This is a genomic window from Haloarcula sp. MBLA0163 (assembly GCF_055632435.1).
On the sequence record NZ_CM145745.1, the window covers coordinates 3,134,705 to 3,159,959 of the forward strand.

General features: G+C 62.3%; 28 protein-coding genes and 1 tRNA gene. 21 read left to right on the forward strand and 8 right to left on the reverse strand.

The genetic code is table 11. The features are described 5' to 3' along the window. The first annotated feature begins 74 nt into the window (after positions 1-74). Positions 75-818 carry a hypothetical protein gene (locus ACV7GQ_RS16715; protein ID WP_470311339.1) on the forward strand — a complete coding sequence of 248 codons (744 nt, stop codon included), beginning with the start codon at positions 75-77 and terminating at the stop codon, positions 816-818. Position 819: 1 nt separating this feature from the next. On the opposite strand, the gene ACV7GQ_RS16720 is transcribed toward ACV7GQ_RS16715, so the two are convergent. After that, positions 820-1,791, reverse strand: a complete 972-nt coding sequence (locus ACV7GQ_RS16720) for a cation diffusion facilitator family transporter (protein ID WP_470311340.1) — start codon at positions 1,789-1,791, stop codon at positions 820-822. Between the two features lie 66 nt (positions 1,792-1,857). Between ACV7GQ_RS16720 and ACV7GQ_RS16725 the strand changes: the two genes are divergently transcribed. After that, a complete protein-coding gene (locus ACV7GQ_RS16725) occupies positions 1,858-2,367 on the forward strand; it encodes a metallophosphoesterase (protein ID WP_470311341.1) in 510 nt (169 codons plus the stop codon). 151 nt (positions 2,368-2,518) lie between these two features. Here ACV7GQ_RS16725 and ACV7GQ_RS16730 read toward each other — a convergent pair whose 3' ends face one another. Beyond that, complete coding sequence (locus tag ACV7GQ_RS16730) at positions 2,519-3,193, reverse strand: ArsR/SmtB family transcription factor (RefSeq protein ID WP_470311342.1); 675 nt, start codon at positions 3,191-3,193, stop codon at positions 2,519-2,521. A 161-nt stretch (positions 3,194-3,354) separates the two neighbouring features. Between ACV7GQ_RS16730 and ACV7GQ_RS16735 the strand changes: the two genes are divergently transcribed. Further along, positions 3,355-3,480 carry a DUF7859 family protein gene (locus ACV7GQ_RS16735; protein WP_268899046.1) on the forward strand — a complete coding sequence of 42 codons (126 nt, stop codon included), beginning with the start codon at positions 3,355-3,357 and terminating at the stop codon, positions 3,478-3,480. Between the two features lie 52 nt (positions 3,481-3,532). Here the strand turns inward: ACV7GQ_RS16735 and ACV7GQ_RS16740 are convergent, their stop codons facing one another. Further along, positions 3,533-4,870 (reverse strand): RNA-guided endonuclease InsQ/TnpB family protein, encoded by a 1,338-nt coding sequence (locus ACV7GQ_RS16740; RefSeq protein WP_470311343.1) that lies wholly within the window; start codon positions 4,868-4,870, stop codon positions 3,533-3,535. 267 nt (positions 4,871-5,137) lie between these two features. Here ACV7GQ_RS16740 and ACV7GQ_RS16745 point away from each other — a divergent pair, with 267 nt between their 5' ends. Next, entirely contained in the window at positions 5,138-6,223 is a 1,086-nt protein-coding gene (locus tag ACV7GQ_RS16745) for an aminopeptidase (RefSeq protein WP_470311344.1), read from the forward strand. A 63-nt stretch (positions 6,224-6,286) separates the two neighbouring features. Further along, positions 6,287-6,421 carry a hypothetical protein gene (locus tag ACV7GQ_RS16750; protein ID WP_470311345.1) on the forward strand — a complete coding sequence of 45 codons (135 nt, stop codon included), beginning with the start codon at positions 6,287-6,289 and terminating at the stop codon, positions 6,419-6,421. A 72-nt stretch (positions 6,422-6,493) separates the two neighbouring features. Here ACV7GQ_RS16750 and ACV7GQ_RS16755 read toward each other — a convergent pair whose 3' ends face one another. After that, complete coding sequence (locus tag ACV7GQ_RS16755; protein ID WP_470311346.1) at positions 6,494-7,225, reverse strand: class I SAM-dependent methyltransferase; 732 nt, start codon at positions 7,223-7,225, stop codon at positions 6,494-6,496. A gap of 131 nt (positions 7,226-7,356) precedes the next feature. On the opposite strand from ACV7GQ_RS16755, the gene ACV7GQ_RS16760 reads away from it, so the two are divergent. Together ACV7GQ_RS16760 and ACV7GQ_RS16765 are read left to right on the forward strand one after the other, a co-directional pair. After that, on the forward strand, positions 7,357-7,731 hold the full coding sequence (locus ACV7GQ_RS16760; RefSeq protein WP_470311347.1) for a YccF domain-containing protein: 375 nt from the start codon (positions 7,357-7,359) through the stop codon (positions 7,729-7,731). A 42-nt stretch (positions 7,732-7,773) separates the two neighbouring features. Beyond that, positions 7,774-8,094: a DUF7577 domain-containing protein gene (locus ACV7GQ_RS16765; protein ID WP_470311348.1), complete on the forward strand. Its 321-nt coding sequence runs from the start codon at positions 7,774-7,776 to the stop codon at positions 8,092-8,094. A gap of 1 nt (position 8,095) precedes the next feature. Here the strand turns inward: ACV7GQ_RS16765 and ACV7GQ_RS16770 are convergent, their stop codons facing one another. From ACV7GQ_RS16770 to ACV7GQ_RS16780, 3 genes are all read right to left on the reverse strand, one after another. Continuing rightward, positions 8,096-8,941, reverse strand: coding sequence for a DUF1109 domain-containing protein (locus tag ACV7GQ_RS16770; RefSeq protein WP_470313176.1), 846 nt, complete (start codon positions 8,939-8,941; stop codon positions 8,096-8,098). 69 nt (positions 8,942-9,010) lie between these two features. Further along, positions 9,011-9,922: a cupredoxin domain-containing protein gene (locus tag ACV7GQ_RS16775; RefSeq protein ID WP_470311349.1), complete on the reverse strand. Its 912-nt coding sequence runs from the start codon at positions 9,920-9,922 to the stop codon at positions 9,011-9,013. A 112-nt stretch (positions 9,923-10,034) separates the two neighbouring features. Further along, the gene (locus tag ACV7GQ_RS16780) at positions 10,035-11,063 is read right to left on the reverse strand and encodes a radical SAM protein (protein ID WP_470311350.1); all 1,029 of its coding nucleotides are present in this window, start codon (positions 11,061-11,063) and stop codon (positions 10,035-10,037) included. Positions 11,064-11,194: 131 nt separating this feature from the next. Between ACV7GQ_RS16780 and ACV7GQ_RS16785 the strand changes: the two genes are divergently transcribed. The 14 genes from ACV7GQ_RS16785 to ACV7GQ_RS16850 all read left to right on the forward strand — a co-directional run bounded on the left by ACV7GQ_RS16785 (position 11,195) and on the right by ACV7GQ_RS16850 (position 22,797). Beyond that, positions 11,195-12,517, forward strand: coding sequence for an MFS transporter (locus ACV7GQ_RS16785; RefSeq protein WP_470311351.1), 1,323 nt, complete (start codon positions 11,195-11,197; stop codon positions 12,515-12,517). A gap of 37 nt (positions 12,518-12,554) precedes the next feature. After that, positions 12,555-13,055 (forward strand): phosphate-starvation-inducible PsiE family protein, encoded by a 501-nt coding sequence (locus tag ACV7GQ_RS16790; RefSeq protein ID WP_470311352.1) that lies wholly within the window; start codon positions 12,555-12,557, stop codon positions 13,053-13,055. Between the two features lie 46 nt (positions 13,056-13,101). Next, complete coding sequence (locus tag ACV7GQ_RS16795) at positions 13,102-14,202, forward strand: DUF373 family protein (RefSeq protein ID WP_470311353.1); 1,101 nt, start codon at positions 13,102-13,104, stop codon at positions 14,200-14,202. After that, positions 14,202-14,498 carry a hypothetical protein gene (locus ACV7GQ_RS16800; RefSeq protein ID WP_470311354.1) on the forward strand — a complete coding sequence of 99 codons (297 nt, stop codon included), beginning with the start codon at positions 14,202-14,204 and terminating at the stop codon, positions 14,496-14,498. The genes ACV7GQ_RS16795 and ACV7GQ_RS16800 overlap by 1 nt, the downstream gene beginning before the upstream one ends. 40 nt (positions 14,499-14,538) lie before the next feature. Further along, positions 14,539-14,613, forward strand: a tRNA-Arg gene (locus ACV7GQ_RS16805). A gap of 183 nt (positions 14,614-14,796) precedes the next feature. Beyond that, positions 14,797-15,057: an HNH endonuclease gene (locus ACV7GQ_RS16810; RefSeq protein ID WP_470313177.1), complete on the forward strand. Its 261-nt coding sequence runs from the start codon at positions 14,797-14,799 to the stop codon at positions 15,055-15,057. 581 nt (positions 15,058-15,638) lie between these two features. Continuing rightward, the gene (locus ACV7GQ_RS16815; protein WP_470311355.1) at positions 15,639-17,534 is read left to right on the forward strand and encodes a hypothetical protein; all 1,896 of its coding nucleotides are present in this window, start codon (positions 15,639-15,641) and stop codon (positions 17,532-17,534) included. A gap of 76 nt (positions 17,535-17,610) precedes the next feature. Further along, a complete protein-coding gene (locus ACV7GQ_RS16820) occupies positions 17,611-17,958 on the forward strand; it encodes a hypothetical protein (protein WP_470311356.1) in 348 nt (115 codons plus the stop codon). Next, entirely contained in the window at positions 17,955-18,353 is a 399-nt protein-coding gene (locus ACV7GQ_RS16825) for a DUF8023 family protein (RefSeq protein WP_470311357.1), read from the forward strand. Before ACV7GQ_RS16820 ends, ACV7GQ_RS16825 begins: the two co-directional genes overlap by 4 nt. Before the next feature lies 1 nt (position 18,354). Further along, positions 18,355-20,133: an Env/VP5 family phage fusion protein gene (locus ACV7GQ_RS16830; RefSeq protein WP_470311358.1), complete on the forward strand. Its 1,779-nt coding sequence runs from the start codon at positions 18,355-18,357 to the stop codon at positions 20,131-20,133. After that, on the forward strand, positions 20,133-20,327 hold the full coding sequence (locus tag ACV7GQ_RS16835) for a hypothetical protein (RefSeq protein ID WP_470311359.1): 195 nt from the start codon (positions 20,133-20,135) through the stop codon (positions 20,325-20,327). The genes ACV7GQ_RS16830 and ACV7GQ_RS16835 overlap by 1 nt, the downstream gene beginning before the upstream one ends. Positions 20,328-20,347: 20 nt before the next feature. Next, positions 20,348-20,902, forward strand: a complete 555-nt coding sequence (locus ACV7GQ_RS16840) for a DUF8063 family protein (RefSeq protein WP_470311360.1) — start codon at positions 20,348-20,350, stop codon at positions 20,900-20,902. Next, the gene (locus tag ACV7GQ_RS16845; RefSeq protein WP_470311361.1) at positions 20,899-21,726 is read left to right on the forward strand and encodes a DUF8125 domain-containing protein; all 828 of its coding nucleotides are present in this window, start codon (positions 20,899-20,901) and stop codon (positions 21,724-21,726) included. Before ACV7GQ_RS16840 ends, ACV7GQ_RS16845 begins: the two co-directional genes overlap by 4 nt. Before the next feature lie 81 nt (positions 21,727-21,807). Continuing rightward, positions 21,808-22,797 (forward strand): hypothetical protein, encoded by a 990-nt coding sequence (locus ACV7GQ_RS16850; protein ID WP_470311362.1) that lies wholly within the window; start codon positions 21,808-21,810, stop codon positions 22,795-22,797. Between the two features lie 15 nt (positions 22,798-22,812). Here the strand turns inward: ACV7GQ_RS16850 and ACV7GQ_RS16855 are convergent, their stop codons facing one another. Then, complete coding sequence (locus ACV7GQ_RS16855) at positions 22,813-25,065, reverse strand: DUF262 domain-containing protein (RefSeq protein WP_470311363.1); 2,253 nt, start codon at positions 25,063-25,065, stop codon at positions 22,813-22,815. Positions 25,066-25,255 lie beyond the last annotated feature (190 nt).

The window sequence follows — 25,255 nt, forward strand, 5'->3', positions numbered from 1 at the left end:
GGGGGTCCGTTGGCCGTTCTCGGGCAAAAGGGTTCGCCCCAGTAGCTATGCCGCTCGCGTCCGTCTGGCCACCCATGTGGCGCGCGGCACTCGTCGTCGCGGTGGTCGCGCTCGCGGGCTGTTCGGGGCTGTTCGCGAGCGCCGACACGTCCTCGCCCGAGCGCACGCTGACGCCGGCGCCGGTGCCGGGGGCGGACGCCGACGCCGTGGACCTCCCACGGACCGACGGCCGCGTCGACATGGCCCGCCTCATCGACCGCCACGAGGCCGCCCTCGCCGACCGGAGCTTCCACCGCCACGTCGAGCGGAAGGGCGCGTACAACGTCCGGGACGTGTGGGTCGACTCCGAGGCCGGTATCCTCCGGGTCCGCCGGCGGTTCGGCCCGATGACCGACGACGCCGTCCTCGTCGGCGGGCGACGCTACGAGAGCGCCCAGGACGCCCCGTCGACCGACTACACCGTCACCGACAGCGACGGCGAGGTGCCGTACCTCCTCTCGCGGACCGGCGCCCCGAAACTCCGGGTCCTCCTCGACGCCGAGGGGTACGACCGCCTCGGGACGGTCCAGCGCGACGGGCGCTCGCTCGCCGTCGTCGGGTCGAACGACACGGAGGTCCCCGTCAGCGGCGCCGACCCCGACCAGACCGTCGCGGTCCGCTCGCGGCTGTACGTCGACCGCTCCGGCGTGGTTCGCTACGTCGACCACTGGGAACGGCGCTCGGACGGCGCGACACTGGTCTACCGGATGCAGGTCACGACCGGCATCGGCCGGGTCCCGATTCCGTGGTGGGCCGACGATATCGGCCTGTACGGCTGATTCAGACCGTCTCGGGCTCGATGTACACCTTCCGGATGTCGCCGTTGAGTGCCTTCAGCGACTCCTCGATAGCGGTGATGGCGTCGTCTATCTCTCCGGTGTCGAGGCCCTCGTCGAACACCACGTCGGCCGAGACGACCACGTCGTTCGGGCCGAAGTACACGGTCCGGAAGTCGACGATGTCGCTGACGTGTTCGTGGTCGATGACGGCGGCGCGGAGCTCCCGCCCGACGTCCGCGGGGAGGCTCTCGCCGAGGATGAGACGCTTGTTCTCCCACGCGAGCGCCAGCGCGAAGCCCATCAGCATGATGCCGATGAGCACCGCCGATATCTGGTCGAACACCGGGTTGCCGGTCTGCTGTTCGAGGAACAGGCCGACCAGCGCGATGACGATACCGGCGAGGGCGATGGTGTCCTCGGTCAGGGCGGTCAGCGTCGTCACGTCGCTGGTCTTGCGGAACGCCTCCCGGTAACTGCTCCAGTCGTTGCGTTTCATCTGGCGCTGCATCTCGGCGCGCGCCTTCACCAGTGCGTACGTCTCGAAGGCGAACGCACCCAGCAGGACGGTGTAGTTGACCCAGAGCGGGTCGAGCCACGTCGGCGGCGTGAAGCTGATGAACAGGAACTCGACGGTGCCGTGTGCGGCCTCGCCCCCGTGGCCGCCCGATGTGAGCTCGCTGTACCCGTGTTTCAGACTCTCCCACCCGGCGATGCCGAAGAGAAACACGGAGACCAGAAAGCTGTAGAAGAACTGTGCCTTGCCGTAGCCGAAGGGGTGCTCTCGGTTCGCCTCCCGGCCGGAGAAGCGGATGCCGATGAGGAGGAACACCTGGTTGCCGGTGTCGGAGATGCTGTGATACGTCTCCGACAGCATCGCGGCGCTCCCGGTCAGGAGGAACCCGAAGAACTTCAGGACCGCGATGGCCCCGTTGGCGACGAGGGCGGCGAGGACGACTGATTTACTGCCTGCCATGTCCGGGCAGTCACGAGGCTGGCGGAAAGTGGTTCTGGATTTACGGCTGGAGACGAAATCGGGGGTATGCTCACTGTCGTCTCCGATACGCACGGCACCGACGGCCACCGACTCGACGGCCACACGCTCGACGCGGTCAGGACCGCGGACCACGTCGTCCACGCCGGCGACTTCACCACCGAGTCGGTCCTCGACGCCGTCGCGGCCGAAGCGTCGGCGCTCACCGCCGTCTACGGGAACAACGACACGACGGCAGTCCGGACCCGGCTCACCGACGCCGCGACACTCTCGTGGGCCGGCCTGACGGTGCTGGTCGTCCACGGCCACGAGCACTCGGAGACGGCGCTGGGGATGCTCGCCCGGCAGGAGGACGCCGACGTGGTGGTCGTGGGCCACTCTCACCGGCCCGAGATCGGGACGCTCGACGACCGGTTGCTCGTCAATCCGGGGAGCTACGCCGACCCGAGACGGTATCGACCCGCCCACGCGGAACTAGAAGCGACTGACGGCGAGGTCCGGGTCAGCCTCCGGTCGCCGGATGGAGCGGTGTTCTCGACCGCGACCCGAGAACGGTGAGCGGGAGTGGGGAGTGCCGGCCGCGCCGTCGCGGGAATGCCAGATGGGAGTGTCGACTGCGGACCGTAGCGCGCCGAGCGGTTCGGCGCACGTGGTACGTTGCCACCGCACAATAAAGGGCCTATTGGAGAGTGAAACGCCGGTTTGACACTTACTGGCGGACGTACCAGGCGGCCCCGAGTACGGCGAGGACGAACGCGCCACCGGCGAAGAAGGCGAGTCCCGGCGGCAGGCCCCCGAGCAGTTCCGCACCCCCCTGTGTGGCGGCGTCCGCCGTCTGCGTGACGACCTCGCCACCGTCGGCGACGGTCCCGTTCTCGAGGTAGTAGTTCGGGTCGGGGTCGGCCGTGTCGGCGCTGCCGCTTCGCACCGTGGGGCCGAACAGGCTCCCGAGGCCGCGCCCGAACACCTGTTGGACGACGAGGCTCGCCAGCCCGACGACGGCGAGGGCGCCCAGCAGGTTCGACAGCGCGGCCCGCAGGCCGGACGTCTCCTGCTCGTCGCCGGCACAGATGACCAGCGGCTGGTTCGCGGGCGCGAACACGTCCATCTCGCGGCCCTTCTCGGAGTAGGCGGTGTCGACGACCTCGACGGCACCGGCGTTCTCGAGCTTCTGGAGGTGGTACTGTGTGTTCTGGAGCGAGGTCCCCACCCGGTCGGCGAGTTCCGCGGGCGGCGCTGGGTCGCGGTTGAGTGCCGCCAGTAACTCGCGGGCAGTCTCCGAGGAGAGTGCCGAGAGGACGTCGTCCGCGTCCTCGCTGTCGACCCCGATGACCCGGGGTTCCGCGTCGGGAATCGCCGGGTCCCGAGAGGGCAGCAACGACATGCAATACGGTATGTACTATGGTGTTATGAGTCTTTGCCAAGGTACGACGTGCATTGCACATATCGCTCAAAGACGGATTTCACTCTTCGAAATCGCCAGTTTCGAGCCCGCTCCGCCGGGGTGGCGAAACCTCTTTGTCTCGTGCCCGTCAACCGGCGGGTATGCAGGATATCCTCATCTACGGACTGCTGGCCGCGGTGCTCGCGTTCTTCTTCTTCATGTACCTGATGCTCCGCCGGACCTTCCAGGGGTTCAGAGAGGGGTTCCAGCAGAGCAAGGAGAAATGACATCCTCCCCGCCGTGAACGGCGAGGTTTCCTCCGTGGGAGTCTCAGTCTGTCTACGACTCGCCGGAGGCAATATTCCCGTCGTAGTAGACGGTACTCGGGTCTGTGCGCTGTTCTTTAGGACGGTGAGAGCGTGGTGACTCCGACCAGTTATGGTCGTCCCACTCGAACCGCACGGGCCGTGCCATCGGCCTGACTGCCTGTTCTGTGTGCCGTTTCAGGAACGTTGCTGATGCCGTGAGGTCGGCGTGGCCCTCAAACCCACACGGACAGGTGAGCGTGTCCTGCTGTCGTGCCGTTCGGTCTGTCGTACCGCATTGGGGGCACTCTTGGCTTGTCCACGCTTCCGACCGAACCTCCACTGAGATACCGTATTCCTCGGCGGTACAGACCAGTCGCTCGGTGAATTGCTTGAACGCCCAGAAGTTATGCGTCTTGGCGTTGGTTTCGACCGACCAGTGCGTGTCCAGCACGTCGGTTAAGCCGCCGATATACACCATGTCCACACCCTCGGCGTACAGTCGTTTCAGCAGGTCACGACACAGTGTCTCTTGCGCGTGGTCGCGGCGGCGGGTTCGCTTGCGGTACAGCCGCCGGATACGCTCGCTATTGTATCTGCCTTCTTCGAGTTTCGACTGTAGCCGGGCGATTTCTCGTGTCGTGTCGTGGAATCGCTGGAACAACTCGCGGCCCTCGTACAGATATTGCTCGCCGGTCGTGGTGGTACAGGCAACGAGATTGTTTGCACCAATGTCCAGAGCGGCCGTTTCGTCGGCCAGTGGAGTGGCCCGTGTATCGTCAGAAACAGTCACGGGTTGCGAAGCTCTGAACGTGCAATCTGTCTCGTCGTACCACAGATCCAACCGGCCCTGTTTCTCGTAGTCGGGCCAATTCGGGTCGCCAGCGATTTCCAGGCAGAGACGTCCAGTGTGGTCGTATCGGTCTTTCAACTCGCTCCCGACCAGTATCTCAAGTCGGGACCGCTCACCCCATGCGACGGTGTAGGCATCGTTGCGAATGACGGTTTTGAGTTGGCGTCCATCGTCCTCGTTACCACGGAAGCCTGGCGGTTCCGGGTGATCCGTAACCGACGTGTTCGACTCGTCGTGATACTGGTCTTTCAGCCGGAAGAACGCTCGCCACGCTTCGCTGTTCTTCCGTATTACCTGTTGGGCGGTGGACGCGCCTAGAGCGCCTTTGTACTGCCCTTCGAGACTACCAGTATCAGCGTCCCACACGTCGCCCTTGAAGCCGTCTTCGTCGTTGTACCGCATGAGGCGCTGGTATGTGACTTCGTTCCAGAGAGCGGCGGAAGCGTCCAACAGGTCCCGCAGCAGTTGCTCTCCGGTATCAGAGAGCGGTCGCACGGCGAACGTGTTGGTGCGCTTCATCAGCCACTTCAGTATCTGTTCGCTTCGGGCTTGAACGTCAGCCATCCACAGTGAAAGTATAGAGTGGCCCGACCGGTTGGAGACTCAACACCAGCAGTAACACGGCAGTTGCTCACCAGAGCGTACGCGATTCACGCCCACCCTGTTCAGTCCCCGGTTCCGACAGCGCGTCGGAACACTCGTCCCTCACGGGAAGGGCGGGACTCTCTCGCTATTACAGGTAGCCGACGGCGAAAGTGGTTTGAGCCCGTCGCCGGACCCTCCTGTATGGACCCGCGTATCCGCGAACACGCAGAGGTCGTCGTCGACCACTCCATCGACCTGAGCGAGGGCGACGACATCGTCATCGACGCCCACCCCGTCGCAGAGGACCTCGTCGTCGCGCTCCACGAACTGGCCGCCGACCGCGGCGCGAACCCCCTCGTCGTGCAGGAGCGACTCGGCGAGCGGTTCAACCGCGCGTTCCTGCGCAACCGCGAGGAGTTCGAGACGCCCGGCCACCTCGAGGCCCTCTACGAGGCGATGGACGCCTACATCGCCATCCGCGGCAACGCCAACGTCACCGAGGCCAGCGACGTCGACCCGGAGACCACCGCCGCCTACCAGCAGGCCCAGCAACCCCTCCTCGAGGAGCGCCTCTCGAAGACGTGGTGTCTCACGCAGTACCCCGCGCCGGCCAACGCCCAGCTCGCCCAGATGTCCACCGAGGGCTACGAGAACTTCGTCTGGGACGCCGTCAACAAGGACTGGGACGCAGTGCGCGACCACCAGTCCCAGATGGTCGAGATTCTGGACCCGGCCGACGAGGTGCGCATCGTCTCCGGTGACACCACCGACGTCACGATGTCCATAGCCGGCAACGTGACGCTGAACGACTACGGCGAGAAGAACCTCCCCGGCGGCGAGGTGTTCACCGCCCCGGTCCCCGACAGCGTCGAGGGCGAGGTGCTGTTCGACAAGCCGCTGTACCACCAGGGCCGGGAGGTCACCGACGTCTTCCTCCGGTTCGAGGGCGGCGAGGTGGTCGACCACAGCGCCGCGAAGAACGAGGCCCTGCTGACGGAGGTGCTGGAGACCGACGAGGGCGCGAGTCGGCTCGGCGAACTCGGCATCGGGATGAACCGCGACATCGACGAGTTCACGTACAACATGCTGTTCGACGAGAAGATGGGCGACACCGTCCACATGGCCGTCGGCCGCGCCTACGACGAGACGGTCGGCGAGGACAACGAGCAGAACGACTCGGCGGTCCACGTCGACATGATAGTCGACATGAGCGAGGACTCGCGTATCGAGGTGGACGGCGAGGTAGTCCAGCGGGACGGGACGTTCCGGTTCGAAGAAGGGTTCTAGGACCGAGTACCGCACCGAGCGAAGCGAGGTGCGGCCGTTTTCATCGACGTTTTTCGAGGAGCGGTGGGCGAGCAGAGCGAGCGCACCCGACGACGAAAAAGGTCGGTCGATACGAGCGAGGACTCGCGTATCGAGGTGGATGGCGACGTGGTCCAGCGGGACGGAACGTTCCGGTTCGAAGAGGGCTTCGAGGGGTAGCGAGGACCCCGAACCGGAGCGGCGAGCGGAGAGCCGTGGCGACGGGTGCGAGGCCGGGCGGCGTCGGCCGTTTCAGTCCCTCTTCTCCAGCCGCGCCACGTACAGCGCTCCCTCGCGCTCCACCTCGGCGACCGACCACACGGTGTCGGCCACCAGGTCCCGCATCGTGTCGGGGGCGACGTGGAGGTAGTCGTGCCACGGGCCGGTGTACCGGCGGTAGCGGGTCCGGATGCGGAGGCGGCCGGGGAGCCACCCACGCTCGCGGTTGCGCTCCTGGTAGTTCAGGTGTGCGGGGTCGTCGGTGTCGAGGGGGTCGAGACTCGAGGCGACGAGCGTGGCATCGTCGGTCGTCGCGTCGGCCAGCGCCCCGAGCACCGCCGGCGCTCGCTCTCTGCTCTCGACCAGTCCGAAGTTGTTGCCGAGCATGAGGGCGGTGTCGAACGCCCCGTCGAGGCCGTCGGCGTCGACGACGTCGCACTCGCGGACGTCCTCGACCCCGCGCTCGCGGGCGACCGCCATCGCGCCCGGCGACAGGTCGATGCCCGTCACGTCGTGGCCGCGCTCCTGCAGCGCGAGCGCGTGCCGGCCGGGGCCACAGCCGACGTCGAGGACGCGCCCCTCGGCCCACGACACCGCGGTGTGTTCCCGGTCGTCCCACGCCTCGGGCGGCGAGAAGTACACTTCCGGGCCGGCCGGGCAGTCGACGAACCCGTCGTCGCGCTCGACCACCTCGAAGGCGTCGCCGTGGTCGTGGTAGTCCCGACACATCGCACCGAACGCGTCGGTCTCGGGGAGGTCTGCCATGCGTTTCGGCTCGGCCAGCCTGTACAAAAGTGTTGCTCGGCTGTGAGAGGATGTGGTAACCCTCCTACCGGAGATTCTGTCGGCTCCGACTGGACAGGAAGCTTATGTCGCGCGGTGGGGTAGTGTCGGCTATGAGCGACCAACGTTCCCTGCTGGTGCGGGCGGTGTGGTTCCTGCTGGTCGGGTGGTGGCTGACCGGCGTCTGGCTCTCGATCGCGTGGCTGCTTAACGTCACGATAATCGGCATCCCGCTGGGCATCAAGATGATAAACCGGGTGCCGCTGGTGCTGTCGCTGAAACGGCGGAGGACGCTGGTCGAGGAGAGTGACGGCGGCAGCCAGCACTCGCTACTGGTACGGGCGGCTTGGTTCCTGCTGGTCGGGTGGTGGGCCAGCGGTCTCTGGACGGGCGTCGCGTACGCGCTGACGCTGACCGTCGTCGGCATCCCGCTGGCCGTCTGGATGTACAACCAGCTCCCGTACGTCGTCTCGCTGTACAACTACTGACGGTGTCGAAGGGTTCTCGGCGTTCCAACGCCATGTGTGTGTATGGCAATCAGCCAGCTAGAGCTGGCGTTCCGGCTGGCGTCGGCGCTGTTCGTCATCGTCGCCCCGACGGCGCTGTTTCTGGCCCTGTGGCGCGGGCTGGAGGCGATGCGGGACGACGAACTCGTCGAACGCGCCCGACAGCGCGCCGAGACGATGGACCAGTCCGGGTCGGAGTGGAGCGTCGACGCGACCGCGGTCACGGCGACGCTGACCGGCGGCGACCCGGTACCAGACGAGCTGGTCGCCTGCCCGAGCTGCGGCGCGACGAACCGGGTGGACGTGACCTACTGCCAGCAGTGTCTGCACGAACTCGACGACTGAGTCAGTTCCACCGCAGGTCTTCCTCGCCGACGCTCACGACCAGCGTCGGGGACTGCCGGTCGACGGTGCAGTCGCGCCCCCGCTCGATGGCGTAGGTCGTCGACCCGGTCTGGTTCACGTCGACCGGGATACCGGCCTCGACGCCGAACTGGCGCGTGACCCCGCCCCCGATGGTGTTGTCGCGGCTGTAGTCGACGTCCCGGTAGGAGAGCCAGACGTCCCGCCGTGGTACGTCCTCGACGCCGACCAGACACCCCTGGATGCGCGGGAGCGACATGGCCCGCGTGAACACGAACTCGTTGCTGACGGTCAGCGTCCCGATGCGCGCCTGTCGGTCGATGTACTCCGGTCGCGGGTCCGCCGCCGGCGCGTCGACGGTGACCGACTGCTCGGTCTCCAACTCGTAGGTGACGCCGCCGCCGACGGCGTCGACGCCGACGAGGACGGTGCTCGCGAGGACCAGCGCGACCACGACGCCGGTGGCGGTCCGGACGGGGAGCCGTACGTCTCGCTCACGGAGCGCGTAGCCCAGCGCGACGAACAGGGCCGCCGACAGCGCGAGCAACAGGAACGTCCCCGTCTCGCCGGGCTGGTAGCGCAGGACGACGTAACCGACGAAGACGACGTACGAGACCCCCGAGAGGGCGAACGCCACCACGTCCAACACGTCGCGCTGGACGGTGACGCCGGCGACGAAGAAGACGACGAACGCCGCGAACAGCAGGGCGGCTTTCACCGTGATCGAGAGGCCGAACACCACGTCCCGGACGAAGTACACGAACGCCGCCGCGGCGAACACCACACCGAGCGCGTACAGCAGTTTGCCGCTGTCGATGTCGAAGTTCATGGAGGGCAACGGGTGGACACACTCGACACACCGACATGAATCTTGGTCGGGACTGGGCCCCTCGGCGGGTCAGTCGTCGTTCTCGGCGCGGACGACGACCCGACTCGGGTCGGCCATGTACGGGTGGCCGTACCCGCAGTAGACGGTACACGCGAAGCCGAACGACCCGGTCGTGTCGACGACGAAGCCCAGCTCCGCGGGCACTGTCGCGTGGTGCCAGAGGTACGTCGTCGGGGCGAGCGTCCCGCCGAACGCCGGCCCCCAGCAGCCGCCGGATCCCATCGGCCCCTGTCCCCCGCCGGGGCCGTAGGGCCCACCGCCCTGCCCGTATCCGCCGCCCGGATCCTGACCGCCGGGACCGTACGGCCCGCCATGTGGCCCGTGATGCCCGCCCCACGGACCGCTCCCCGGGCCGTACGGTCCGCCACCGGGCCCCTGTGGTCTCTGTCCCTGCCCCGGTCCCCCTTCTCCTCGCCCGCCCGTCCGGAGGAACGCGTCGGCGACGAGCGCGAGGCTGTGGTCGGGATACGCCGCCTCGGCGGCCTCGTGCAGGGCGTCGAGCGTCGTCCCCTGCGGGACGGGGATTGCCTGCTCGTTCCGCCGGGCGCGTTCCCCGGAGGCCGGGATGCCGGTCCTTACCGCCTGCGGCAGGCGCTCGACGGCGGTCTCGGCCTCGACGTTGAACAGCGTCAGTCGGAGTTCGTCGCCGGGCGACAGCGTCAGCCGGTCGACCTCCGTGCCGTCGGCGTCCAGCAGGAAATACCCCCAGTGGTAGGACCCGACGAAGGCGCGGACCGTCTCGCCGGTTCGGGCCGTTCCCTGGTCGTCCCCACCGGCGTCGGTCGGCGTCTCCTGTTGGTTCACCGCTCCCGTGGCGCTCTCTCGGCCCGTCGGTAACAACCCCGAACACCCGGCGAGCGACGTGCCGGCCGCGAGTGCCAGCACCTCCCGGCGCGTAACCGCTGGATACTGCCTGTCCATGGCTCTCCGGTCGGCCGGTCGGCAGATTGCTATACTCGCCTTACACTACTCGGTCGCTTGCCCACTCCAGACCCCATGCTGGCCGGGTGTCCGAGGCGTCGCCAGTGCGTGCTCAGTCGTCGGCGGTAGCGCGGTCGCCGCCCGTCCCGCCCGACAGCGGCGTCCGCTCGACGACCGTCCCGTCGTAGGTCGGGTACTGCTCGACGATCTCGCCCTTCGGGACGTCGCCCTCCTCGACCATCTCCTCTAAGAGCCACCACGCCAGTTCGACGTGGTCGGACTTGACCGTGTAGAACTCGCCGGGCACGCCCAGCTCTTCGAGCCGGGCCTCGCTCACCCACGCCTTCCCGTAGACGAGGGTGCCGTCCTCGGTGACGTCGTCGAACTCCCGGCGGATGTTGCGGGCCATCCGCTTGAGTCGGGAGCGGTGCTGGGCGGCGTCCTTGAAGACGCTCGTACAGAAGTACACCTTCTCGTGGTCGCCCATCGTCTCGAGGATGTCGTGGCTCCCCTCGACGGCGCTCATGTGGTCCTCTTTGAGCTCGAAGCCCGCCTCCTGCATCCGGCGGTAGTTGCCGTCGGACATCTCGAACTCGTTGATGTTACAGAAGTCGGCCGCGCCCTCGTCTAGGAACTCGAGGAACTCCTCCTCGGCGCGGATGCCCGGAATCTCGAAGGCGGGGGTGAGCCCCTCCTCGCGGGCGATGTAGAGTATCTCCTCCCACTCGGTGCCGTGGAGGTCGCCCCACAGTTCCAGCGGGGGGTGGAAGCGGATCTCGTCCAGGCCCGCCTCCGAGAGGCGGCGCATGTTCTCGCGGCCGCCCGTGATACCGGTGTAGAGGTGCGTGTGGTGGTCCTCGCCGAACTCGTCTTTCAGCAGTTCCAGATAGTGACAGGTCCGGTCCAGCGCTTCCTGCGGTTCGCCGCCCGTGATGGAGGTGCCCAGCGCGCTCATGCGCTTTGCCTCCTCGATGACGTCGCTGTCGTCCTCGACGGGCCGCTCGTTGGCGTACATCTGGGTGACGTTCTTGCGGTTCTCCCCGAGGGGACAGTAGAAGCAGTCTCGCTGGTCGCAGTAGCCGTAGACGAACAGCACCATCTTGCCGCCTTTGGCGCACTGTTCGCAGCCCTCGGAGATCATCGTGTACGGCTAGGACCGCGTCCAGCGGGAAAAAGCGTGCGCATCGTCCGCGCCGTGGTGTGGGTCGGCATGGACTGGACCCCGGCGACGCTGCCCACGCGTTTATCCCGTCGCCCGCCCCACTCCCTGCAATGTCGGACGCTGGCCGCCGTCGTGGCCTCGCTATCGTCTTCGCCGTCGTCTTCCTCGACCTGCTGGGCTTTGGCATCGTCATCCCCATCCTCCCGTTCTACACGCGGTCGTTTCCGGGCGGGACGGAGTTCGTCATCGGGCTGCTGGCCGCGTCGTACTCGGCGATGCAGTTCGGGTTCGCGCCGCTGCTCGGGTCGCTCTCGGACCGCGTCGGCCGGCGGCCCGTCCTCGTGCTCTCGCTGTGTGGCTCCGTGCTTGCGTGGACGGTGTTCGGACTCGCCGACGCGCTGTGGCTCCTCTTCGCCTCGCGGATGCTCGCCGGCGCGATGGGCGGGAACCTCTCGACGGCACAGGCCTACGTCGCCGACGTGACCCCGCCCGAGCGACGGGCCGCCGCGCTCGGGTTCATCGGCGCGGCGTTCGGTCTGGGGTTCATCTTCGGGCCGGGTATCGGCGCCGTCCTGAGCTTCGACGCCACCGTCGCCGCCGTCGACGCACTGCTCCCGGCGGCCGTCCCGATAACCCGCTTCTCACTGCCGAGTTTCGCCGCCGCGTTCGCCAGTCTCTGTGGCGTCGTCGTGGCGCTCCTCTTCCTCCCGGAGTCCCGGACGCCGGACGCCGACGGCGAGGCGACCGACCGAGTCTCCGCGCTCGCGCAACTGCGCGCCGCCGTCGCCACGCCGGGCCTGCGGGACCTGCTCGTCGCGTTCTTCCTCGTCTCCTTCGCGTTCTCCGGGGTGCAGATAATGTTCATCCCCTACGTCGCGGACGTCTACGGCTACACGGCGGCCCAGAGCGCCGTCCTGCTGACCTACATCGGGCTGCTCGCCGTCGTGACGCAGGGCGTCCTCGTCGGCCGCCTCACCGCGCGATACCGTCCGGTCACCCTCTCGCTGGTCGGGACGGCGCTGCTGGTCGTCAGCGTCGGGGCGCTCCCCTTCTCCCGGTCGCTCGCCGTCGTCCTCCCGGACCTCACCGCGCTGGCGCCGTTCCTCACCGACGAACTGCTCGGCCTGCTGGCCGTCCTGACGCTGCTGCCCGTCGGGAACGGCATCCTCTCGGTGACGCTGACGGCGCTGGTCTCCCAGCGGGCCAGCGCCGACGTCCAGGGGAGCGCCTTCGGCGTCACGCAGGGGGCCGGCAGCCTCGCCCGCACCGTCGGGCCGCCGGTGATGGGCGGGCTCTACGCCGCCGTCGGCTTCTGGTCGCCCTTCGTCGTCGGGAGCCTCCTCCTGCTCCCGGTCGGCCTGCTCGTGGCCCGACTCGGCCGCCCGGAGGAGGCCCCCGAGCCACGGCCGGCCGACCCGGGTCACATCAGATAGGGACGAGTTTGATGTGACTCGGTGCACAGGTTTACCTATGCCCGAGGACGGCGACGACCCCGTCGGTGGTTCACTCACCCCCGCGGACACGCTCGACGAACAGGTGTTGGCCCGCAGCGAAGACCTGATGCGCTACGTCGAGGTCGTCGCGGCACTCGTGCTCGTGGTGCTGTTCGCCATCGGCGTGTTCGACCTCGGCCTCCAGATCCTCGGGAGCGCGTTCGCCGGCGACATCACCGACCCGCTGGTCGTCGTCGGCTTCATCGACACCGCGCTGCTCCTGTTCATCATCGTCGAGGTGTACCAGACCGTCGTCGCGTACACGCGCGAGAGCGAGACGCGGCGCATCGTCCGACTGGTCATCTACACCGGCGTCATCGCGATGGTCCGGAAGGCCATCATCTTCCGCACCGGCGAGTACGCCAACGAGCAGGCGGCCCTGTTCGCGGCGGCGTCGTACACCCTCATCATCCTCGGACTGGCGGCCCTCCTCGTCGTCGAACGCCGCACCCGCGAGGCGGCCGCCGAGGCCATCTAACCACAGGCCCGAAGACAGATAAACGCGGCTGGCGTACCCTCGCACGATGCTGCTGGTGCTGTGCGTGGACCTGGACGACGACCTCGGCCGCAAGACGGACGTCGAGACGCCGGTCATCGGGCGGGACGCCGTCGTCGACGCCGCCGTCGCCCTCGCGCAGGCCGACCCCGAAGACTCGGACGTGAACGTCCTCTTCGAGGGGGTCCACATCGCCGACGACATCGACGACGAACCCGTCGAGGTAGCCGCGGTGACCGGCGTCGACGCCGGCGACGTGGCCGCCAACCGCGCCGTCGGCGAGGAGGTCGACACCGTCCTCGCGTCGCTGGCGGCCAGCGAGGACGTCCGCGCGCTCGTCGTCACCGACGGCGCACAGGACGAGTCCGTCGTCCCCGTCATCCGCTCGCGCATCCGCATCGACGGGGTCCGTCGCGTCGTCGTCCGGCAGGCACAGGACCTCGAGTCGATGTACTACACCATCAAGCAGGTGCTCGACGACCCGGAGACCCGGGGGACGATTCTGGTGCCGCTGGGCATCCTGTTGCTCATCTACCCGCTGACCATCGCCGTCGACTCGCTGGGCCTGCCCGGGTCCGCGCTGGGCATCATCTCCGGGCTGCTGGGGCTGTACGTCCTCGCCCGCGGTCTGGGCGCCGAGCGACTGCTGGACGAGGCCGTCGACCGCGCCACCGCCGGGTTCTACGCCGGCCGAATCACCATCATCACCTACGTCGTCGCCGCCGCGCTGCTGGCCATCGGCGGCGTCAGCGGGGTCAACACGCTCGAGGCCCGGCCGTCGCCCCTCTCGCCCGTCGAGGTGCTGGCCGCGCTGGTCAACGGCGCCGTCCAGTGGTTCGCCGCCGCCGGCATCACCTCCAGTCTGGGCCGGGTGACCGACGAGTACCTCCACGACTCCTTCGAGTGGCGCTACCTCAACGCCCCCTTCTACGTGCTGGCCATCGGCGCCGTCCTCCACGGCCTGAGCGCTTTCTTCCTCGGGACGCAGGACCTCGAGTACCTCGCCGTCGTCCTCACCGGCGGCACGCTGCTGGGGCTCGCGAGTACCCTCGCGTTCGCTGTCGCGGAGTCCCGTCTGGAGACGGCCGAACGGCACAACCAAGGCCCCGGCGGCCCATCCTCCGAGTGATGTACGTCTCCCGCGCCGTCGAGAGCATCCGTGCGGACCCCATCGAGGGCGAGTCGGTCGCACTGGCACTGGAAACGGCCGCCGACGCCGACCCCGAGGCCGTCGCTGCCGCCGTCGAGGACGCCGGCGGCACGGTCGAACGCTACCTCCAGTTCGACGACCTCGCGGTGTCGGTCCCCCACGACCGGGTCGACGCCGTCTGTGCCGTCGACGGCCTCGCCGCCGTCGAGACGACGGACGCCATCGCCATCACGACGGCCGAGGCGACCGACGAGGACGTGGAGTTCGACGGCTAATCCACACGGCTTTTGAGAGTGCCCTACTACCTGTGGGTGAGGGCACGTAGCTCAGTCCGGATAGAGCGTCGGACTTCTAATCCGACGGTCGTGGGTTCGAATCCCACCGTGCCCGTACAAAAACCGGCGGTTTAGTACTTCTACGCGGAAGTTACGATACCCGTCGAGTTACTGCGTCTCCGTTCCGTTCTGAGTTTGAATCTCAGACTGGGATTTCGGAGTTCGTTCATCACCTGAACGGCCACCGCCGTCGGCTGTCGGTTTCCGTTGTTCTATCTGAACTGAGGGGGTGTTCGGCGTGATCTTCCGGCCGCGCGTCGAATTCGACCTCGACCACTATCCTCGGGTTCGCGTTTGGGACCCCAACGCTGGACACGACCGCTACCTGTACCTCCATCGGCTCACCGCCTACGCCCACGGAGAGATTGACGACCTCTGGTCGGACCTCCACGTTCACCACGTCGACGAAGATCGGTGGAACAACCAGCCGGGCAATCTCGAAGCTCGCCTTCCTGAAGAACACTCCAACTATCACCTGAACGGGGGTGTCCTCTCGTGACGGACACTCCTTCCCCTGAGAACTGGCCGTATCCTCGCGATGAATTCATCCGTGCGTCTCGACTCCTGGAGGCGACCGATGAGGATGTTCGTCGAGCTATCGAGCGCGTCGAGGACCCAGTGAACGGAACCGCCTACCTCTGTGATGAGTGCAGTGTCAAGATTGTCGAGCGCAATCCCGACCGGACTGACCTCTGCCCAGTCTGTCGGACTGGTGGTGATCCTTCGAACTATCCGCCACTCAACGAAGAGCGGGGTGACTACCGATGACCCGGTGGTCCCAGTACCGTCATTATGACTGTGAGAACTGCGGCTCGATCTGCATCAATCGTTCCAGTACCGACCCTGCCCAGCTGAATATCTGTGTCGACTGTTACGACGATCTTCCTGAAACAGTCCTGAAATCCGCCACAAGCGAAGGAGGGAGGGAGTCGCCCCCCTCACATGGGGGGCCGACTGACCGAGTGAGCGCACGGGACGACCGTAGGGAGGACCCATCCCAACGCGAAAGCCCGGCCGAAGGCCCGGAACGTGGGTGCGGTGTGCGGTCGCGGTTGACTGCTTCTTCTTCTACTGGCTCCGATGAGTAAAGGTGAACAGGAGGATGGCGGCTCTTGGCCCACCAACTCGAACAACTCTGTAACGTCGTCTCAGACCGCTAACTCCGCAGATTGTGAATCGGAGTTACCATCGGTCGACGAATGCGTTTCAGAGTTCTACGCCGAGTACCCCGAGCGTGCCTCGATGCCGATTTCCCAGTGCCATGGCCAAACACTTCGGCGTGAGTACGTTCACGAGAGATACGAGAGCTACACCAGTGAGGAAGCTCATGAAACGGATTCTTCTGTCTCAGGCGATGAACTTGTAGAGCGTAAACCCGTAACCTGGGCTGAAGCTCTCGAAACGACCCTTGAAAGCTACGAGGACACTCGTCGAACCACACTAAATCTCGAACTCGGAGTTCCTTCTGATCCGGAGTACACTGAGTTCTCTGTCGATGTTGCCACCCGCTGGTTCCCCTCCTATCAAAAGAGCTACTATGCTCAAATGAAAGCGTGGCTCCGTGAGATATGTGGTGGTGAACGTCCGTCTGGTGGAGTTTCCGAACCGCTCTACACTGATCCGCATATCGCTCTTATTACTCTCTCTGCGTCATCGGTTCCTGATGGTGACCGTGTTGGTCCGGTCGATCACGTCTCTGAGCGTCGAGAGGCTTGGTCGGATGGCTGCTACGATACGCTCAGGAATACCATGCGCCGGCTCGGTCTCGACTGGCAGTATGATAGGCGGAGCGAACCTCATACTGGTGAACGCGGTGGTTCGACGAATCACTGCTACGGGCATGACCATCTCGTCCTGGTCGTCGACGGTGAAATCCGAGCAAGTGACCTCCGCCCCGTCGTAGACAAGTGGGTCGAACAATGTGATTGGGCCGGCGAGTCTGCTCACCGGAACTCCCCCTGTTCCGAACATAGTGACTCAGCTGTCAATCCGTGGGACGCCGCTGAACCAGGTTGTGAGAACTGCGATACTGTCATCTCTGTTCGGGAATACGACGAAGTTGACGATCTCGCTCGCTACGTAGCCAGTTACGCAGCCATTCGACCGGTTGATCTCTTCGAGCGTTCGACCGAGTACATTGCCTGGGCAGCTGCTTGTGACGCCGCTAATGTTCGGACGATTTCTCGCTCTGACGCTGCAAAGTGGGCCTCAACAGCCGATGCGTGCAAGCAACGGTACGAGTCTGCCCAGAGCCAGCAGGAGCATAATCACGGCGAGCGAATACGCCCTTCTACAACACGTGGGGTAGAGTACGAGTGTAGCGAGTGCGGTAGCCCCCACGGTATCGATCAAGATCACGATACGCTAACCTCTGCTCGATGTGCAGCCGCAGATGGTGGAGTAGATCGACAGGAACGCCTTCGTGACCAATGGCCCAGCGCACGAGCCGCTGCCAGTGTCGGAGAAGGTATAACGCGCACGAAGTGGCGAAATCAGATAGAACAGTATCTCGAACTGAATCCCGGTGCCTCTCCTGGTGAAGTCCTCGGCTCACTTGGGTTACCTCCTGAAGCAGAGGATATTCTGGACGAACTCGACGCCGACGTTGATCCGTCTGAACCAGTTTCTTTCAAAGACGGTCCACAGTGGCGCGTCAAATCTGTCGAAATAGGCGACGAGGAATATCCCGCATCTGCCGGTAATGGAATCGATATGGTAGAGACAATTATGCCTGTAGACCGGCTACTCTCGGAGTCAAAGCTTGGTTCTTCCGATGCTGAAGGCATCTATTGGCGCTGTGAACGTAGTGACGTTTCCATGTGGGGAGGTGAGGCAATGGCTCAATATCTTGTTAAACACGGCATCGAACATCCACAGGTCGTTGATGAGATTGTCACTGCTGTTCGTGTCCCTGATCCAGATGGCTCTGGTTCGATTCCTGCACGTAACGCACCTGACCATCTGATATCCGGCTAAAACTCCTATAAAAAAGTTCACCGGATTGCCTCTGGTGAACTGGCTTTCCAATATATCTAGTATCTAGTAATGTAGCATGGCAACCAACGATAGCGGAACGGCGGAAGTAACGTTCGATGAACTTGACGAACCCGCAGAAGTTGACAACAACTCTGAGTGGATTAACCCGGATGCTGGCGAACAGTTCGGTGGGCAGATCACCGATATCCGACTTGACGCGCAGGATCACGGTGTTGTCGAGATTGATGGACGACCCTACAGCCTCAACTGGTCCCAGCGGCAGCAGTTGGTCAACGAGCTGGTCGTCGGCTCGCTCATGGCTGTCAAGACCTCCGAAGACACTGACTCGTTCACGAACGATGACGGCGAAGAGATTGAATACCACCCGAAGGCAGTCCGGTTCAAGCGGGGTGACGCTGAGTGAGCTACCAGAGCAAGGCCAGCGGGATGATGAACGACTATCTGAACGTTCGCAACGTCCCGATGGTCCTCTCGGGCGCGTTCCTGCTGGCGTCCCTCTACCAGTTCGGTGGTATCGGGACCATCACGCTGGAGTGGCTTTCGTACACGCTCACCGCCGATCACGCTATCATGGTGTCGCTCGGTGCGTGGGTCGTCGCCTTCGCTAGCTCAGAGACAAAACAGTTCCAGTACTACGACGACGTGGAGAAGCTCGCAATCGCTCTCGGGCCGCTCGTCATTCTCGGCGACTATTTCACTGTCGAGGTCACCGATCTCCTACTACAGATTGGCGACCCGCTCGGGATGCAGATCGCGTTCCTCCTGACCGTCGTCAGTTGGGGAGTCGCTGTTAAGTAAGATGACGCGACTCCGTTCCCTCGCACTGTCCGCGCTGTTGATCTGGTCCGCCGCTCTCGTGGGCGTCGGGCCATCACTCGTCGGCCCCGCGGCCGCACAGACTGACGCGCAGACCCACACCTTCGACGGGAGCAAGCAGGGCGCGGAGAAGCCCCGCGTCGTCGCCGTCGACGTGAGCAACATGACCGGCACCGTCACCGTGGAGTGGTCCACCGGCGACACCGGTAGTCCGTCGACGTACGTGCTGGAGCGCCGGACCGTGTCCGCGCCGTTCTCTGCCAACGAGTTGGCCATCTCGAATCAGGGCGCGTATAGCACCGTCAACGTCACCGTTACCGGTGGGAGCGGCAATGCCTCGTTCAACGGCTACGAGAATCGCCTCACCATGCCGGATGACGTGAAGACCTTTGGCGGGACCGGCGGCGACCGAAACCGTATCTGTAACCTCCACGAGAAGATTTCTGCCACGGTTGACCCCGGATTCACTATGCTGGATTGTCAGGCCCAGCCTGAAGGCCAGACTGTGAATACTACCGGTCTTGATGCCTCTCAGGTCAAAACTGACATCTACCAGTCCGGCCTCGATGAGCGTGCCGACATCAACAACACACAGGCCGTTCTCTCGAATCGCCTTGAGGACGCTAAGACTGTGGCTCGTGTCAAAGGCAAAAACGCCTATATCAGGGCGCTCAACAACGGGTCGTCCAAATCTGCCGCTACGAACGCCGCAAAGGAGGCCGTCGAACAGTGGTACGTGACTGTTCAGGTGAACTATCTCAAAGAGTTGGAGGCTACCTCCGCTCAGATGGAGTATCTTGAACACGTCAGCAACAACGAAACCGGTGTCTCTGACTCGTTCGTCCGGTACGAGCGTATCACCGACTCCACCTCGACAAACAACACTGTCATCACTCGCACTGCGACCATCACGCTCGTCGACGGTACTACTCGGGATGCAGACCTGCTCGCCTACGACGACGGGGTGAGCCCGACGATTATTGCACCCATCCCGCAAGCTGACATGAACGTCACTGATAGCTACTGGTCCCCTACGATAAACGGCACGTCAACCTCTGAGACGATCCATATCTGGGACTCCGAGGATAAGTACGAGTGGAAGGAGATTGGCAATCAGAGTTCCGAAGTGCAGGCTGAGATGGATACTCTGGCGAACAACACGTATGACGCCTACCAGAACGGTGAAATCAACAACACCGACCTCGTGGACCCATACGTTCTATCTGCGGAACGCTCGCCTGGTGAGCAGTTCCAGGGATGGGCGGCCAGTCAACTCACGCTGCTCGGCCAGAACAGCCCGAGTAACTTCGACACGACTGGGGCCTTCGAGGTGACGACTGACAACGAGACTTACGAGGGTATCGTCTTCAGCCCCGAGAACCCTTCGAGCGGTCAGTTCGAGGCGAATACGACCTACGACGCCGCGAATATCTCGGGGACGCAGTACCTTGTGACCGCCAACCGGACCCGTGAGCTAACCGGAACCTTCTCCCTCGGGAATATCACCACTACGGACGGCGAACGGATCCAGAACGTCACCATACAGAAAACCACGTACAAGACGACGAACGTCACAGAGCTCAAACAACTGTACGAAGATCTCGCCCTTCGCCGGGCACAGATTGAGGCCCGCGAGCAGAACCTTCGTGCCTCCGGAGGTGGTGGCCTGCTCGGTGGCTCGAACTCTACTCTGCTAATCGTCCTTGTGGTAGCACTTGCAGGAGCAGCCTACGCATCTCGTGAGGACAGGGGGCGACGCTGATGGTCTGGTGGCTGCTCCTCTCACTCGTACCCCGCGACCCCCGACTGTACCTGTTCGGCGGCGTCTTCGTCGCCTTGCAACTGTCGGGCGTCGACGTGTTGGGACCAGCCATCGACCTCCTGTCGACGACCATCCTCGACCCTACGATTAGTTGGATAGAATCCCAGCTCGTCGATTTGTGGACGTTCTGGTGAACTGACCTTCCCTTCTCGCCATGAAATCACACATCGTCATCATCCTCGTCCTGAGTAGCATCGCCTTCGCTGGTGTCGCCAGCGCACAGCAAGCGACCTCGACGCCGACCGCAACTCCCTCAAACTCGACAGTCTCGGCTCCGTCCGGCGCGCCGAACGCCGAACTCGTCGTTGACTCGGACGTGGTGGTCACGTCGTACCGCTATGAGGACGGCCAGATGATCATCAAGTTCTGGTCCTCGGAATTCAAATCGATTAGCATCGCACCACGTGCCGATAGTTCCGACAGCGGTACTGTCACGGCTCGCGCGTTTGTCCTCGACAAGGACAAAATCACCACGGTTCGCATCGCGTCCCCTGGTGGCGTCTCCTTCTGGACTTCGGAGTCGATGGAGGAAAACAACCAGTGGCACTACCTGCGCAAGCCCAACACGTTCCTGATCACTGGCCCGTGGTCCGGCGCAGACGTTCGTGACGCTGGTCTCGGCGGCGCTCTCGGCGTCGTGATAGCTGTCCTCTACGAAGCAGTCTCGGCTAAGATCGGCGCGACCGAACGAGGTGAGCGCGTGGCATGACTGACGAGAATCCCGACCTCGACCGCGACGAGATGCAACACAATCCGGAACCCGGTCCGGACCACTCGCGGACCTACCGGACGTTCCGCTGGCTCACCGAGAATCTGCTACTCGTTGGGGCAGGTATCGGTATCTCGCTGTTCGTCGTGGCCGCTGTCCTCGGCTACGATCTCCCCCGGAACCTCCGTCTCATCGGCGTCACTGGACTGATTACAGTCGCTCTCATCGGACGCCCGACCGCGAAGAAAGTCCGGTCGCTCCTGTGGGACCCGAACTACATCTGGCTCGTCGACATCGACGCTCGACGCACGAAAGGCGGTATCTTCCGGATGCCCGGCCAACGGTTCCGAGAGTGGTCCATCGAGGACGGCCAACTCGACTGGGTGAGTCCGAACCTCGCGTTCGGAAAGCGCGTCGATCTCGCGGAGCAAACCGTCGAAGGCTGCTGGCGTGGGACGCTCACCGACCGTGAACTACTGCGCACGCTCCAGGCCGTCGAGGAGTGTCGCGGCCAGCTGGAGGACGACGCAAAGCGTGGCTTCGCCATCGAGACGCAGGCGTTCGCCATCATCCGCAACGCGACTCGGAAGGCTGTTCTCCGAGTCGTCTCGACCTTCGAGCGCAACACGCTTCCAGACGAAGGAGAGGGATTGACCGAGGAGATCGACAACGCCATCGAACAGTTCGGACTCGAACGGAAGATTCGTCGCTCGGAGGACGACGAGTCACCAGCGTCCGACGTCCCCGGTGTTCGCATCGACCTCGACGAAGATCTTGCCGACCTCGCTGGTGCCGGTGACGGAGATGTTCAAGCGGATGACTGAATCCCTCGAACTCCTCGGTGCTGCCCTGGTCGGTGTCTCGTCTCTCGCTGCGTGGCTCCAGCTATGGAGGGCTGGTTACCTATGAACGGTGACGTAGACGAACACCTCCTGACTGCGGCGAAGCTCTACGAACAGGTGCGCGGCGACCTCGACGGTGACGACCGTCTCCTTCCGCACACTGGTATCGTCGAGGACGCCCAGGACCGCGCGGCGCTGTCGTTCGTCGAGACTGCGATGCAGGAAACCGACCGGTTACCGGTAGGTAGCTCTACGTTCGAAGGCTCCGACCTCGGCTTGGTGATCTCTCAGAAGGTCCTAACCGACACAGCGACCGAAGCCGTCGCCACCGGAAACGGCTCGGTTATGTCCCACATCGTCGGTGTCACGGAACAGGACCTCGACGCCTCGGCGCTGCGGCTCCCGATGATGCTCCTGAACGAGATTGAAAACAACGGCGCTCCGGCGTTCGTCACGGCCGCTGGCAACCCGAACACGGGCAAGACCAACACGGCCATCCTCCTGATCACGCTGCGGGCGCTCGATCTCGATGACCTCCTCGTTCTCTCGAACGTCCGGACGTGGGAGGCAACGGATATCGTCGTCACCTCGGCGCACGACCTCGCGGTGCAGCTGCTTGAACACCGCGACCGACCGAAGGCCATCCTGATCGACGAAGGCTCGACGCACTTCGACGCCCGGACTAACCGGCGAGAAGTGGCCGAACAGTACACGCCGCTGGCGAAGCGATACGCGAAGCTCGGCGTCGATATGGAGGCCGTCGTAGTTCACACCGGGAAGGACCTCCATCCTGAACGGAAGCGATTGTCGACGCTGGCGATGTACAAGGCCGCAAAAAAGAGTGCCGAGTTCTTCGAAACGTGGCCTGCTGACGCTGATACACCGACTGACCGATTATTTGGCGGCAGTCTCGAAGAGATTGAGAAGGCTGTCGGTTACGATCCCGATGACGCCGCGCCTTGGGCATGGAACCTTCGAGCAGGACTTTTCGAGAAAGATGTCGAATGGAGTGAATTGCTTAATCTCCTCCACAACCGCGGTCCCTCCACATAAATAGTTCCCTCTTGTTCAATTCTTTTCGATATATTCGCTGCCCTTGAACTTGTAAACTGGTTTTTCAAGTTCTTCTGAACATCCTGCACAGACTGCATCCCATTCCTCTATTGACTCAAGATCTATTCGATCACTACCACACGCAGGACAGCCTCTGATCCGTTCCCATTCGCCGCCATTGACTCCCCTTCGCTTGATTTGTATAGACGGTGTAGTGAAGCCTGTCTTACTTCGATAGTCTGATCGAACTGCGTGTGCTACCTCTCGTAATTCAGTGATGTTATTTAATTCATCAGGCGCTTTTCTGACGTGAACATGGCCGGTACTCAGTCCACCCCATTCTGAAAGTGCAAAGTTGGCGATATCTTTCGTTCTCTGTGTGATCTTCTCCTTGTTCCACCCTTCTTCCGGAGATGGGAGTTCTTGTAAGGACAACATTGAGGACTTTGAATAGACCTTCTCATGTTTTTCTTTATAACCAGCATTGCTTGCTATCGAATTATCTTCTGGCCCAAGGAGAACGAGATTCCCCAATTTATTAGTCATCTCAGAAAGCTCACCATCTTTTGTTTCGGGGTTCTGTGGATGAATATGCTCGATTGTTACTCCTTCTTCCTTCCACTGTGAGAACGGCGGTATCTGTGAGATTGAAGAATTTGACCCCGAGTCTCGTAGATGTTTCTCATATCGATACAAAAGGTATCTCAGTGCATCATTATTTCTGACGCCCCGCCAACCATCATTTCGATCAGATCCTTCTACAATATCATCCCTCATCAAACAATCCGCGAAATATGTATCCGGTGAATTTTCACCAATCTCAGATTCAATTCTCTGAGCAGATTCTGGAATCGATTTCTTCTTCTGACTAAATCTCAGTGACTTCTCCTCATTATTGAAGACCTTTTTTGCCTCTTCTCCCATTCCTGCCCATTCAATCCAGTAGCCATGTCGTTGTAGCGCTGCTCTGCCTGCATCAGTCCTCCTCCCAGCCAAATTATAAACTCTAAATGATAACTTTTCACACAGTGATACCATATCTCGGAATTCTTTCGAAATGCCGAATCTGTGATATGTTGCCATCAATAATGGCAAGAAATTATTAGTAACCGGTAGCCTGCTTAACCCATCAAGACGATCAATTATTTCATCAGCATATCGATTAGATGAATCAATCTTATTTGGATTGCGTATCTTTTCAAATCCCTCAGAACAACTCACTGCACTGGAAAGATAATATTGAATCCAGGTCCTCATCTTTTCCGAATCCTGGGCTAGCGCAGCATGTTTATCCAGATTTTTGATTCGTCGGTGGACTTCTGTATACTCAGAATCTGATTGTCTTGCTAAGACCAGCTCACCCGTAAATAACATCCAGTGATATCGTACAAATGCTTCTATTGCTTCATCTCCCTCACCGTTCTCTGTTATATTGCGAACTACATCCCCCATCTTTTGGTAGACTGTGACGGAGAGGTTCTTATCATCAATTCTCGCTGCACAGTAGACCAGATAGCTCTTGATTTTGTCCAGAGAGGTTAGATCTTTACCTCGATCATTTACCACCTCGAAAAGACGCCCTGCTTCCGTCTCATCATCTATCTTATATGTAGTTATCTCTAATCCGTTCTCTACTATCTTTCCAAAATTTCTGAGATAGGTATAATATTCATCCAAATTCCCGTCATCGTCCCTCTTTCCTTCTCTCTTATTTTCGAACCAATCTTGAATTATCTCTTTAGCCTTAACCAAACGACGCTGTGTGACGTTTGTGGTATTTATATTTCTGAGCGAGTCATCGTGCTTTGTTATTTTGATGAAAACAGAGTTGTTGATATCATCAAGTACGACTCGGTCCTCATCATATTTAGAAACAAATTCTTCTCGATAATCTTCTGCCAGCTTAGCTGGTTCTACAGAGTATTCTTTCCACAGCTCTTCGCTTGGGATTCTCTGTAGCTCCTCAGCAACGACACTCATTAGAATTGAGATTGTGGTCAAGCGCTGTTGACCGTCAATAACGTCATACTTGTCATAGTCGCTTGCTTCTGTCTGACGGACCCCTTTGTCTAATAAAACGACTGTTCCGAAATAATGTGAGAATTCTTCGTTTCCAGACTCGTGACGCTGTTCGAACGTATAATTTATATCTTGCAGTAGGTCATTAATCTGCAGTTCATTCCATGAATAGCCACGCTGATATCGGGGGATATTGAAGACAGACCCTTGGAAAATATCACCTATCTTGGTCTGCTTTACGTCTGCCATATCCTGTCATTAACTTTCCTACGTTTATCACTTATGGTGACTTTCATAGCAGTATTCATAGCACTAATTCATAACTACCCACCCACCGACCCACCCACCGGTGGCCGTTTTTACTTTCACTTTCACTATGCAGACGAGGCTCTGATTTTTATCCCACACGGGTTTACTTTAGACTCCATGCCGCTTGATG

Bases quoted from the DNA above. Each gene is read 5' to 3' on its own strand.
- ACV7GQ_RS16715 (WP_470311339.1), top strand. From the start codon at position 75: ATGTGGCGCGCGGCACTCGTCGTCGCGGTGGTCGCGCTCGCGGGCTGT.
- ACV7GQ_RS16720 (WP_470311340.1), bottom strand. From the start codon at position 1,791: ATGGCAGGCAGTAAATCAGTCGTCCTCGCCGCCCTCGTCGCCAACGGG.
- ACV7GQ_RS16725 (WP_470311341.1), top strand. From the start codon at position 1,858: ATGCTCACTGTCGTCTCCGATACGCACGGCACCGACGGCCACCGACTC.
- ACV7GQ_RS16730 (WP_470311342.1), bottom strand. From the start codon at position 3,193: ATGTCGTTGCTGCCCTCTCGGGACCCGGCGATTCCCGACGCGGAACCC.
- ACV7GQ_RS16735 (WP_268899046.1), top strand. From the start codon at position 3,355: ATGCAGGATATCCTCATCTACGGACTGCTGGCCGCGGTGCTCGCGTTC.
- ACV7GQ_RS16740 (WP_470311343.1), bottom strand. From the start codon at position 4,870: ATGAAGCGCACCAACACGTTCGCCGTGCGACCGCTCTCTGATACCGGA.
- ACV7GQ_RS16745 (WP_470311344.1), top strand. From the start codon at position 5,138: ATGGACCCGCGTATCCGCGAACACGCAGAGGTCGTCGTCGACCACTCC.
- ACV7GQ_RS16755 (WP_470311346.1), bottom strand. From the start codon at position 7,225: ATGGCAGACCTCCCCGAGACCGACGCGTTCGGTGCGATGTGTCGGGAC.
- ACV7GQ_RS16760 (WP_470311347.1), top strand. From the start codon at position 7,357: ATGAGCGACCAACGTTCCCTGCTGGTGCGGGCGGTGTGGTTCCTGCTG.
- ACV7GQ_RS16765 (WP_470311348.1), top strand. From the start codon at position 7,774: ATGGCAATCAGCCAGCTAGAGCTGGCGTTCCGGCTGGCGTCGGCGCTG.
- ACV7GQ_RS16770 (WP_470313176.1), bottom strand. From the start codon at position 8,941: ATGAACTTCGACATCGACAGCGGCAAACTGCTGTACGCGCTCGGTGTG.
- ACV7GQ_RS16775 (WP_470311349.1), bottom strand. From the start codon at position 9,922: ATGGACAGGCAGTATCCAGCGGTTACGCGCCGGGAGGTGCTGGCACTC.
- ACV7GQ_RS16780 (WP_470311350.1), bottom strand. From the start codon at position 11,063: ATGATCTCCGAGGGCTGCGAACAGTGCGCCAAAGGCGGCAAGATGGTG.
- ACV7GQ_RS16785 (WP_470311351.1), top strand. From the start codon at position 11,195: ATGTCGGACGCTGGCCGCCGTCGTGGCCTCGCTATCGTCTTCGCCGTC.
- ACV7GQ_RS16790 (WP_470311352.1), top strand. From the start codon at position 12,555: ATGCCCGAGGACGGCGACGACCCCGTCGGTGGTTCACTCACCCCCGCG.
- ACV7GQ_RS16795 (WP_470311353.1), top strand. From the start codon at position 13,102: ATGCTGCTGGTGCTGTGCGTGGACCTGGACGACGACCTCGGCCGCAAG.
- ACV7GQ_RS16800 (WP_470311354.1), top strand. From the start codon at position 14,202: ATGTACGTCTCCCGCGCCGTCGAGAGCATCCGTGCGGACCCCATCGAG.
- ACV7GQ_RS16815 (WP_470311355.1), top strand. From the start codon at position 15,639: ATGAGTAAAGGTGAACAGGAGGATGGCGGCTCTTGGCCCACCAACTCG.
- ACV7GQ_RS16820 (WP_470311356.1), top strand. From the start codon at position 17,611: ATGGCAACCAACGATAGCGGAACGGCGGAAGTAACGTTCGATGAACTT.
- ACV7GQ_RS16830 (WP_470311358.1), top strand. From the start codon at position 18,355: ATGACGCGACTCCGTTCCCTCGCACTGTCCGCGCTGTTGATCTGGTCC.
- ACV7GQ_RS16835 (WP_470311359.1), top strand. From the start codon at position 20,133: ATGGTCTGGTGGCTGCTCCTCTCACTCGTACCCCGCGACCCCCGACTG.
- ACV7GQ_RS16840 (WP_470311360.1), top strand. From the start codon at position 20,348: ATGAAATCACACATCGTCATCATCCTCGTCCTGAGTAGCATCGCCTTC.
- ACV7GQ_RS16845 (WP_470311361.1), top strand. From the start codon at position 20,899: ATGACTGACGAGAATCCCGACCTCGACCGCGACGAGATGCAACACAAT.
- ACV7GQ_RS16850 (WP_470311362.1), top strand. From the start codon at position 21,808: ATGAACGGTGACGTAGACGAACACCTCCTGACTGCGGCGAAGCTCTAC.
- ACV7GQ_RS16855 (WP_470311363.1), bottom strand. From the start codon at position 25,065: ATGGCAGACGTAAAGCAGACCAAGATAGGTGATATTTTCCAAGGGTCT.